This is a genomic window from Luteibacter sp., from assembly GCF_051958795.1.
Classification (GTDB): domain Bacteria; phylum Pseudomonadota; class Gammaproteobacteria; order Xanthomonadales; family Rhodanobacteraceae; genus Luteibacter.
Map to the genome: position 1 here is coordinate 1 of NZ_JBQCFT010000285.1, position 9,927 is coordinate 9,927.

Annotated in this window: 10 protein-coding genes; 5 read left to right on the forward strand and 5 right to left on the reverse strand. The window is 64.6% G+C overall.

What is annotated here, in order from left to right:
• Positions 1 to 955, forward strand: a 955-nt coding sequence (locus ACTHLF_RS14840) for a dihydrolipoyl dehydrogenase family protein (RefSeq protein WP_440328143.1), incomplete at its 5' end; no start/stop codon positions are given.
• 196 nt (positions 956 to 1,151) lie between these two features.
• Entirely contained in the window at positions 1,152 to 2,717 is a 1,566-nt protein-coding gene (locus ACTHLF_RS14845; RefSeq protein ID WP_440328144.1) for an N-acetylmuramoyl-L-alanine amidase family protein, read from the forward strand.
• A 185-nt stretch (positions 2,718 to 2,902) separates the two neighbouring features.
• Here ACTHLF_RS14845 and ACTHLF_RS14850 read toward each other — a convergent pair whose 3' ends face one another.
• The gene (locus ACTHLF_RS14850; protein WP_440328146.1) at positions 2,903 to 3,358 is read right to left on the reverse strand and encodes an REP-associated tyrosine transposase; all 456 of its coding nucleotides are present in this window, start codon (positions 3,356 to 3,358) and stop codon (positions 2,903 to 2,905) included.
• Between the two features lie 256 nt (positions 3,359 to 3,614).
• On the opposite strand from ACTHLF_RS14850, the gene ACTHLF_RS14855 reads away from it, so the two are divergent.
• Both ACTHLF_RS14855 and ACTHLF_RS14860 read left to right on the forward strand, forming a co-directional pair.
• Positions 3,615 to 4,943 carry an APC family permease gene (locus ACTHLF_RS14855; RefSeq protein WP_440328147.1) on the forward strand — a complete coding sequence of 443 codons (1,329 nt, stop codon included), beginning with the start codon at positions 3,615 to 3,617 and terminating at the stop codon, positions 4,941 to 4,943.
• A gap of 166 nt (positions 4,944 to 5,109) precedes the next feature.
• Positions 5,110 to 7,239, forward strand: coding sequence for a beta-agarase (locus tag ACTHLF_RS14860; RefSeq protein ID WP_440328149.1), 2,130 nt, complete (start codon positions 5,110 to 5,112; stop codon positions 7,237 to 7,239).
• Here the strand turns inward: ACTHLF_RS14860 and ACTHLF_RS14865 are convergent.
• The 4 genes from ACTHLF_RS14865 to ACTHLF_RS14880 form a co-directional block, all read right to left on the reverse strand.
• On the reverse strand, positions 7,216 to 7,398 hold the full coding sequence (locus ACTHLF_RS14865; protein ID WP_440328151.1) for a DUF2061 domain-containing protein: 183 nt from the start codon (positions 7,396 to 7,398) through the stop codon (positions 7,216 to 7,218). The two genes, ACTHLF_RS14860 and ACTHLF_RS14865, sit on opposite strands and share 24 nt — an antisense overlap.
• 209 nt (positions 7,399 to 7,607) lie before the next feature.
• Positions 7,608 to 8,015 carry a hypothetical protein gene (locus tag ACTHLF_RS14870; protein WP_440328152.1) on the reverse strand — a complete coding sequence of 136 codons (408 nt, stop codon included), beginning with the start codon at positions 8,013 to 8,015 and terminating at the stop codon, positions 7,608 to 7,610.
• A gap of 2 nt (positions 8,016 to 8,017) precedes the next feature.
• On the reverse strand, positions 8,018 to 8,485 hold the full coding sequence (locus tag ACTHLF_RS14875; protein WP_440328154.1) for an Mpo1 family 2-hydroxy fatty acid dioxygenase: 468 nt from the start codon (positions 8,483 to 8,485) through the stop codon (positions 8,018 to 8,020).
• A gap of 32 nt (positions 8,486 to 8,517) precedes the next feature.
• Positions 8,518 to 9,417, reverse strand: a complete 900-nt coding sequence (locus ACTHLF_RS14880; protein WP_440328156.1) for a phosphoribosylaminoimidazolesuccinocarboxamide synthase — start codon at positions 9,415 to 9,417, stop codon at positions 8,518 to 8,520.
• A gap of 286 nt (positions 9,418 to 9,703) precedes the next feature.
• Here ACTHLF_RS14880 and ACTHLF_RS14885 point away from each other — a divergent pair.
• A partial coding sequence (locus ACTHLF_RS14885) for a c-type cytochrome (RefSeq protein ID WP_440328158.1) occupies positions 9,704 to 9,927 on the forward strand: 224 nt, incomplete at its 3' end.

The following is a 9,927-nucleotide window of genomic DNA, read 5'->3' on the forward strand; positions in this document are numbered from 1 at the left end:
CCCGTGGGACGACCCGCGCATCATGGATTCCACCGACGCGCTGGAATTGGCCGAGGTACCGAAGAAGCTGCTCGTCGTCGGCGGCGGCATCATCGGCCTGGAAATGGCGACGGTGTATGCGGGCCTCGGCACGGAAGTCACCGTCGTCGAACTCGCCTACCAGCTGATCCCGGGTGCCGACGCGGACCTGATCAAGCCGCTGCAGCAGCGCATCGCCAAGCGTTACAAGGGCATCCACCTCAAGACGAAGGTCGTCGAGGCGAAGGCCACGAAGAAGGGCATCGAAGTCACCTTCGATGGCGAAAGCATCCCGGAAACGAAGCTGTACGATCGCGTCCTCGTCTCCGTCGGCCGTTCGCCGAACGGCGGCAAGGTTGGCGCCGACAAGGCGGGCGTGCAGGTCACCGACCGCGGCTTCATCCCGGTCGATCGCCAGATGCGCACGAACGTGCCGCACATCTTCGCCATCGGCGACCTCGTGGGCCAGCCGATGCTGGCGCACAAAGCTACGCACGAAGCGAAGGTGGCTGCGGAAGTCGCCGCGGGCCAGAAGAGCTTCTTCGACGCACGCGTGATCCCGTCGGTGGCTTACACGGATCCGGAAATCGCATGGGTGGGTATCACCGAGCGCGAGGCGAAGGAGAAGGGCCTGAAGATCGGCGTGGGCAAGTTCCCGTGGGCGGCTTCGGGCCGCGCCATCGGCATCGACCGCACCGAGGGCTTCACGAAGCTGCTGTTCGATGAAGAGACCCACCGCATCGTCGGCGCCGGCATCGTCGGCCCGCACGCGGGCGATCTGATCAGCGAACTGGCGCTCGCGATCGAAATGGGCTGCGAAGCCGGCGACATTGGCCGCACCGTCCACCCGCACCCCACGCTCGGCGAATCCGTCGGCATGGCGGCGGAAGTGTACGAAGGCACGATCACCGACCTTTACATCCCGAAGAAGAAATAAAGCAGTACGCACGATGCACCCGACGGGCGGCCCAATGGCCGGTCGCCGGGTGCATTTTTTTTATCGGTAAGCGGGCGCGCTTACACGCCGAAGGCACTTCGTCCTACACGGCCCATTCGCCTTCACCGGCATCGCCTTCCGGATGCATGACCGAGCATCGTTCTACCGCAAGTGCGGTGTCACAGGAACGATCAGCATGCTCAAGGAAAAACGGAAAGGCTCTCGCGCACGAATCGCGAGGCTCGCCATTGGGATCGCAACATGCCTGGCGGTCTGTCCGGCATGGGTGGCGGCCACGGAGTCCGAGCTTGGAGCCCTGGAGGACGCGGGTGTCGAAGATGCCATCCGCGAAATCAAACGGATAGCGAACGATGTGGCCAATGGCCGCTCCTTCTTCGAGCCGGATCTTCGTCCCATACCGGTGGAGGCATCTTATTCCGCGGCAGATGGCATCCTGTACTTCGATTTCGACGCTCGGCTTGGGTCTGAGGCCGGATACACCGAGGTAAATGACCTCGCCACGTGTATCGAAAGCAGCGTTGAAGGCATTTTCAACAACCTACCCGGGTTCACCCGTATCTCATACCGCTTCGGTGGGCATGACACCGGATGGTGGCTTGATCATCCGGATGGCGTAGAACTGGCGACGGCGTCGCGGAAGAAGCGTCAGGCGCCAGACCCTTCACCCAAGGAACAAGGGCCTGTGGTTGTGGCCGGCGGCCACGGTCTCTACTACCACCATGAATACAATCAGTGGACAGCGCAGCGCGCAGAGGTGAACAAAGTTCTCGAGGACGATGTTGCGCAGGCATTTGCAGACAAGCTTCACGCTCATCTTCGATCGAAGCAAATCGCATCGGAAAACTTGCGAGCCCTTCGGGGAGATCTGGCGCACGAACCGAGCGGCAAGCGATGGTGGAATGTCGCCGCGAGATACCATCTCGAGGCGATTCGTCCGGAACTATCCGAGGTCTGGAACTCAGAGTCTGGCAGCAAGGCTAAAGACGTCGAGCGACGACAGGACATTCGTAGCCGGCCCTTGTATGCGAATCACGTGAATGCGCCTGCGGTCCTGCACATTCATACCAACGCCGATGTGGCGTCAGCATCAGGAACCCGGGCCTTTGTGTACCCGGGGCGATCGGAGGACGCAAGGCTCGGATCACTTATCCTGTGTGGGATGTCCGAGCTGATCCACTCGGTCGACGCCTTTGCCGGTTATAAGGTGCCCCTAGTGCCGACCACGTACGATCGTCACGGTGAAAACCGGCTGGCGAAGGTTCCATCGGTCATTGTAGAAGTTGGCTTCCACACGAATCCGGAAGACGCCAGGTACCTTATCGATGAGTACTTCCAGAGCGTTTCGATGCGTGGTGCAGCCAAGGGCTACAGGCTGTTTCGCGACGGGAAGACCTGCCTGCCTTTTGCTATCCAGTCTGATCAGTCGACCGATGTTGTTGTTTGGGGGCGCGGAAAGCTTCCCGTTGAGCTGGGTGGTAATCCCGATTTCCCCGTCAAGGTCATCACGCAGAAATTGAACTGCGAGACGTGCAAACCGGATCTGGAATCCATATGGGACGCATCCAGTGTCGATAAGTTCCGTGTCGAACACAGCTGCCGTCCTGAAGATCTCGATCGCTCGCCTATCGGCTACCAGGTCACTGCGGTTGATGCCTCTGGGGTGAGATCGAATGTCGCGACCTATACGTTCAATTGCGTGCCACGCAAGGCGACACCAGCGTCGCACAAGCGAATTGGCTAGGTCATAGCGCTATTCATTCGCCACCTAAGTAGGCCCCTAACTGCGTGGGGCCTACTTTCTTCGTAGGAGCCCACCCTGTGGGCGACATCTTTCCCGATCTCGTCGCACGTCCTGCGGCTCTCCCGCGAACGGCGTCGCCCACAGGGTGGGCTCCTACGGAGCACCCATAAAGTTCGGGATTGGAGTCACAGCCACGCTGCGTTCCAGTAGGGATATTGTCCCGCGCGGTCGACGAGGCCAGCGCGGATTGGGTTTGCGACGACGTAGCGGGCGGCGGCGCGTACGTCCTCATCTGCACGCAGGGCGTGGTCATGGAAGCCTCTCTGCCAGAGTGGCGCTTTCCGCCCCTGGGCGCGAAATGCCTTACGTACACGGGCCTTCATCCGGTTCATGACCTTCGACAGGTCGTCATTACCGAGTTGAACGACAGCGTGGAAGTGATCGGGCATCAGCACCCACGCGAGGCACCGCGCATCGCCCCAGGTCTTCTGCTCGTGGATGATGCGGCAGGCCATGCGCGCGTCGAGATAGCGGCGGAACACGGGCGCTCGATTCCAGGCGACACACGTGACGATATAGATGCGGCCAGGCTCGGAATGCCGCCCCAGCCGCAACGCGGCGTTCCCAGGTTTGATTGTCATGCCCGCCAGCGTGCCGCGGGGCGGCCGCCCGCCATATCAGGCGACGCCGCCAGCAAGCGTAGGAGCCCACCCTGTGGGCGACGCCGTTCGCGAGGTCCCAACAGGCCCTGTGGCCGTACCGTGAAGATGTCGCCCACAGGGTGGGCTCCTACGGGGCAGCGGCGCGCTCGCTGCCTACCCTGGCGGGCCTCGCGCCCCCCAAATAATGACCTCGGTCATATCGCCATGCGGCGCCGGTTTATGGCATCGTCGGCTGATGCCCGCACCTCAGCCAGCTCACTACCTCCGTCGTCTCGGCACATGGGATGCCGCGATGATCGTCATTGGCGGCGTTATCGGCGCGGGTATCTTCCGCACCCCTGCCGCCGTCGCCAAAAGCACCAGCTCCGGGATGGAAGTCGTCATCCTCTGGGCTGTTGGCGGCCTGCTGACCCTGGCCGGGGTGCTCTGTTACGCCGAACTCGGCGCAAGACGCCCCCAGGCGGGCGGCACCTACGTCTACCTGCGCGAAGCCTTCGGGCGGCTGCCAGCCTTCCTGTTCGGCTGGACCATGGCGCTGATCAACTACCCCGGCAGCGTCGCCGCGGTGGCTACCACCTTCGCCGATTACGCCACCCGGGCGGTCGGCCTGCCGCATGAGTGGGTGAAGCCGGTGGCAGTGGCGGCCATCAGCTTCATCGTCGCGGTGAACCTGTTCGGTATCCGCGCCGGTGCCTGGGTGCAGAACATCTTCACCGTGCTGAAGCTTGGTGCGGTCGCCATGCTGATCGCCGTGGGCCTGTACCTCGCGCGCGGCCACCTGGGCGTGGCGTTTGCGGAAGATCCGACGCATAACGTGCCCACGGGCATGCTCATCGGCGCGCTGCTGCCGGCGATGTTCGCCTACGGCGGCTTCCACTACCTCAACGACCTGGCCGGTGAAGTGCGTGATCCGCAGCGGACCCTGCCGCGTGCGCTGGGCCTGGGCATGGCCAGCGTCGTGGTCTGCTACGTGCTGATCAATATCGCCTACATGGCTGGCCTGGGGCATGCCGGCCTCGCCGCGAGCACGGCGCCGGCCGCCGACCTCATGCGTCGCGTGTTCGGTGAATCCGGTGCCACGGTTATCGCGGTCGGCATCGCGTGCTCCACCTTCGGTTATTGCAGCATCGCCATTGCCGGCGGCGCACGCGTGCTGCAGGTGATGAGCGCCGATGGCATGTTCTTCAAGCCGATCGCGCGCATCGATGCGAAGACCGGTGCGCCGCAGATCGCGTTGCTGGCGCTGGGTGCGTGGGCGATTGCGCTGATCCTTTCCGGCAGCTTCGAAGCGCTGGTCGACTACACGACGGTGGGCGAGTGGCTGTCGCATGCGTTCGGTATCGCGACCATCTTCTGGTACCGGCGCAAGCTGAAGGACGAACCCTCGCCGTACCTTGTGCCGGGTTATCCGTGGGTGCCGCTGATCTTCACCACCACGGTGCTCTGCGTCATCGTCGCCACCGCCATCACCCAGCCGCAGAATGCCGGCATGAGCCTTCTGATCATCGCGATCGGCGTGCCGGTGTATTACCTGTGGCGCAAGCGGCTGGGTAACGCTGGTTAATCGAGCGCGCGCGGTAGGAGCCCACCCTGTGGGCGACGCCGTTCGCGAAAGAGCCGCAGCGTCCTCAGGCGGTTTCGCGAGAAGATGTCGCCCACAGGGTGGGCTCCTACGAGATGGCCGCAGGCCCCGCTAGCGGCGTTCACATCGGCGGTGGCAAGCTTGGGCGATGAGCCTGACACTCGCTTTCCTGTTTGCTGGTTTGACGATGGACTTCGCGCCGCCGGTCGCGGATGTGGTCCACCCGAACGGGCAGATTACAACCCGGGATGCGACGCTGGATCCCACCGTGAGGAAGGCGGCCGACGGTGATGAACTGGCGGCCGTGACCTTTCATCCGGCGCCCTCGCCGGCCTTGGTGATAGCGGCGCCTGCCGGGAAGCCCTGGCCATCGTTCTCGAAGGGGTCGCTGCAGGTCACCGTGCAGAACGGCATGCCGTGGCCGGTGACGCTCGTCGTGGACGTGGGTTCTGCCGGGGGGCAGCATCTGAAGGCGACGGTGGGCCTTCCGCCAGGGCCGCCACAAGAGCTTCAGGTGCCGCTGAGCGCATGGACGCCTCGCACCTATGGCATGCAGGCCGGTCCGCCGATGCCGATGGTGATCAATGGGACGAGCTACCTGGTCGCGCTCGTGACCGAGGGCGCCATTGCGGATAACCAGGTCACCTCGATCACGTTCTCCATGCCGCAGCCCGGGGCTGCGCAGACGCTGTTGTTCGGCAAAGTGGTTCTCGGCACGAACGATGGCCTGGCTAGCCGCGCTTATACGGGCATCGTCGACAAGTACGGCCAGTTCACCCGCGCGACGTGGCCGGAGAAGATTGATTCGGATGCGGCGTTGAAGGCCAGAGCTATCGCGCCCAAGGGCGCTCCCACAGGGGGTGCCGCGGGGTTGGATCAATTCGGCGGGCGTACTGACATGCCTGCCATGCAGGCTAGCGGGTTCTTTCGTGTGCAGAAGCAGGGCGAACGCTGGTGGCTGGTGACGCCGGAAGGGCATGCGTTCTTCTCGCTGGGCGTGAATGCGGTGAACCACACCGATGGCCGCACCTACGTGCAGGGCCGCGAGTTCATGTTCGCCGATCCTGCAGCCGCAAACGGCAAGTACGGCGGCCACAGCGACAGCCGCAGCGATAACGGCTCGCAGCGCGATAACGCGATGAACCACGGCCGCTGGTGGGATGTGTATGCGAACAATATCGCGCGCACGCTCGGCGATGATTTCGAGAACGCATGGCGTAAGCGCACGCTGGATCGCCTGAAAGCATGGCGCTTCAACACGCTCGGTAACTGGAGCGATCCAGGCTTCGCCGGTGATAAGCGCATGGCTTACACCGTGCCCATCCTGATCCACGGTGACTTCAACACGGTGAGCACCGGTTACGACTACTGGGGCCGCATGCCGGACCCGTTCGATCCGCGTTTTGCAAAGGCGGCGCAGCAAGCCGTGGCGAACGCAACGAAGGACAAGGCCAACGACCCCTGGCTACTCGGCTACTTCGCCGACAACGAGCTCGCCTGGGCAGGGCAGGGCCCACAAGGCCGCTGGGCACTGGCTACAGGCTCACTCGCCAAGGGCCCGCAAAGCCCCGCGAAGCAGGCCTTCATCGCCTATCTGAAGAAGACCCATGGCGACGCCGCGACGTTCGCCAAGGCATGGGGCATGAACAACATCACGGACTGGAAGCAGGTGGAAGCCGAAGGCTTCAAGGCACCGGACCCGAGCGAGCCGCACCCTGCCATCGCCACCGACTACATCGCGTTCCTTAAGCTCTTCGCGGGCGAGTATTTCCGCACGGTGGCCGAGACGCTGAAGAAGGCCGACCCGCACCACCTCTTCCTCGGCGGCCGCCTCGCGGTGCGCACGCCGGAAGTCGAGGAAATGAGCGCGAAATACACCGACGTGACCAGCATCAATACCTACACCGACCTGCCGGAACACGGCTTCGACGTGTCGGAGTTCAAGCGCTGGGATAAGCCAGTGATGCTCACCGAGTTCCACTTCGGCTCAAGCGACCGCGGCCCGTTCGGCAGCGGCGTGGCGGCGGTGGCGAACGAGGAGGAGCGCGGGAAGGCTTACGCGCGCTTCGTGGACGCCGCTGCGGCGTCGGGGATCATCGTGGGTACCCACTGGTTCCAGTACGTGGACCAGCCGGTCACCGGGCGCATCCTCGATGGCGAGAACGCCCACATCGGCCTGGTCGGCATCACCGACATCCCCTTCGGGGGGTTCACCCGCGCCGTGACCGACACCAACGCGAGGGTTGGCGGCGGCTCAGGCGGCGGGAGCCACCGCTAGGCCGGTCCGGGTTTCGGCCAGCACGTTGCGGCCGAAGGCGAAGGCCAGCGGCTCGGCCACCCCGATCAGGGCGCTCAGCGCCACGTTCTGGTTAGCCGCGTAACTCATGGAGAAGGCGATGCTGAAATGCGTCGCCGCGAACTTGATCTTGCGGGCCATGGCCGCGTCCTTTAATGGGAATGACTCTCATTATGGGGGCGCAACAGGCGAAGTCCAACGCATCCTATCGATCATCGCGATAGTCGCTCACTATCGTAGGAGCCCACCCTGTGGGCGACGCCTTTCGCGATAGAGCACAGGTCCTGCCGCGTTCTCGCGAAAGCTGTCGCCCACAGGGTGGGCTCCTACGGTGGTGCGGTGGACTTGCGTCAGCGGTGGATCGTGGTCCCAACCACCAGCGCCACCACCATCACCATGGCGACGGCCATGCACGCGCTCGTCGGCTTCACCCGGCGGGCGTCGGTGCGGGGGACGAGGCGCCAGATGAGCCAGGCGCCGATGAGCATGTCGAGGACGAGCGCGGCGCGCATCCAGGGCAGCACGAAGACCGACTGGCCGGCGGCCTGGCCGTGCTGGGCGGCGATGACCAGGCCGCCGGTGAGCACCGCGAACAGCGCCCAGAGCAGGCTGGCGAAGTAGGCCCGGTTGAACACGACCGAGGTCTTTTCCAGCCAGCGCAGTACGAAGAACACGATGACCGCAGGCACCACGGCCGCCGCGCTGGAGTAGATGACCCACCAGATGGCGGCGGAGAACAACGTCAGGAGTGTCTGCACGCTTAGTAGTCCACGCCCGCGCGGCGCAATGCCTTGCTCATCAGCCACGCCGGGCCGATCAGCAGGTACTGCAGGTCGGTGAAGAAGGAGGGGCGGCGGCCTTCGATCTTGTGGCCGATGAACTGGCCGACCCAGGCCACCACGAACACGATCACCGCCAGCCAGAGCAGGCCGGTGGCGCCGAGGCCGTGGTAGAGCGTATCGGTGAGGAAGGCCAGCGCGATGAAGGCGCCGGCCATGGCGATGCCGATGACCCGCGAGAGCCGGTAGTAGTAGAAGCAGAACGCCAGGAACATGCCGACCACGGCCCACAGGCCGGGCTTGCCGAGCAGGGAAGGCACGGGGATGAGCCAGATGAAGGCGATCACGGTCCAGGTGATCGCCGGCACGCAGACCCAATGGATCAGGCGGTTGGTCGCATTCTGGTGGTCCCGGCTGTAATTGCCGAACCACGTTGCCGCATCACGCATGGTGCCTCCTCCCCGTGGGCGCCAGGACCGCCTCAGTCGAGGCGGATGCCTGCGAGCTTGTCCAGGGCCTCAGCATACTTCGCCGCGGTGCCGGCAATCACGTCGTCAGGCACGGACGGGGCCGGCGGCTCCTTGTTCCAGTGCGCCACGTTGAGCAGGTAATCGCGGACGAACTGCTTGTCGTAGCTATCCGGGCTGGTACCGACCTTGTAGGTATCCGCCGGCCAGAAGCGCGAGGAGTCCGGGGTGAGCATCTCATCCATGATGTAGAGCTTGCCGTCTTCATCCGTGCCGAACTCGAACTTGGTGTCGGCGATGATGATCCCGCGGGTGGCGGCGTATTCGGCGGCGAACTTGTAGATCGTCAGCGTGGCCTCGCGCACGGCGTTGGCCCTCTCTTCGCCCACGGCCGCGACCACGGCATCGAAGCTCACGTTCTCGTCGTGGTCGCCCACGGCGGCCTTGGTCGACGGGGTGAAGATCGGTTCCGGCAGCTGCTCGGCCTGCTGCAGGCCCGGGGGCAGGGTGATCCCGCAGATGGCGCCGGTGGCCTGGTAGTCCTTCCAGCCCGAACCGATGATGTAACCGCGGGCGATCGCCTCGACCGGCACCGGCTTCAGGCGCTTCGTCACGACGGCGCGCTTCGCATACAGCGCCACGTCCACGCCCGGCGGCAGCACCGAGGCCACGTCTTCGCCGGTGAGGTGGTTCGGGATCAGGTGTTGGGTCTTCTCGAACCAGAAGTTCGAGATCTGGCAGAGCATCTCGCCCTTGCCCGGGATCGGGTTGGGGAGCACCGAATCGAACGCCGAAAGGCGGTCGGTCGCCACCATGAGCAGGCGGTTGCCGGGCAGGGCGTACACATCGCGCACCTTGCCGCGGTGGATGAGTTCCAGGCCGGGCAGGTCGGATTGGCTCAGGGTGGTCGGCACGGGCGGAGCTCCGGTGAGGCGGGGAAGCCGCCTATTCTACCGGCCCACCGCCCCTCCGTCGTAGGAGCCCCCCCTGTGGGCGACATCTTTCGCGATAGGGCTGCACGGCCATGTGGCTCTTTCGCGAACGGCGTCCCCCACAGGGTGGGCTCCTACGGTGGTGGGGTGCTTGGGGGGGGGGCTGCGGCGTTTTGGCGGAGGGTGTCGCCACAGGGTGGGCTCCTACGCCGCAGGTGGGCTTCGGCCACCTGCTAGAATTTACGGTTACAGCCCCAACAACTCTGCCATGCGCAAACTGACGACCGCGGCACTCGCCCTGGCCTTGACCACTCCCGTCCTCGCTGCCCCGCCCGCGAAACCGGTGCGGCTGGGCATGTGCGCGGCCTGCCATGGCGAGACGGGCGTGGCGCAGACCCCCGATGCCCCCAACCTGGCCGGGCAGAAGGCGGTTTACCTGCGCTCGGCCCTGCATCAGTACCGCGACGGCCACCGCGATCATCCGGTCATGCG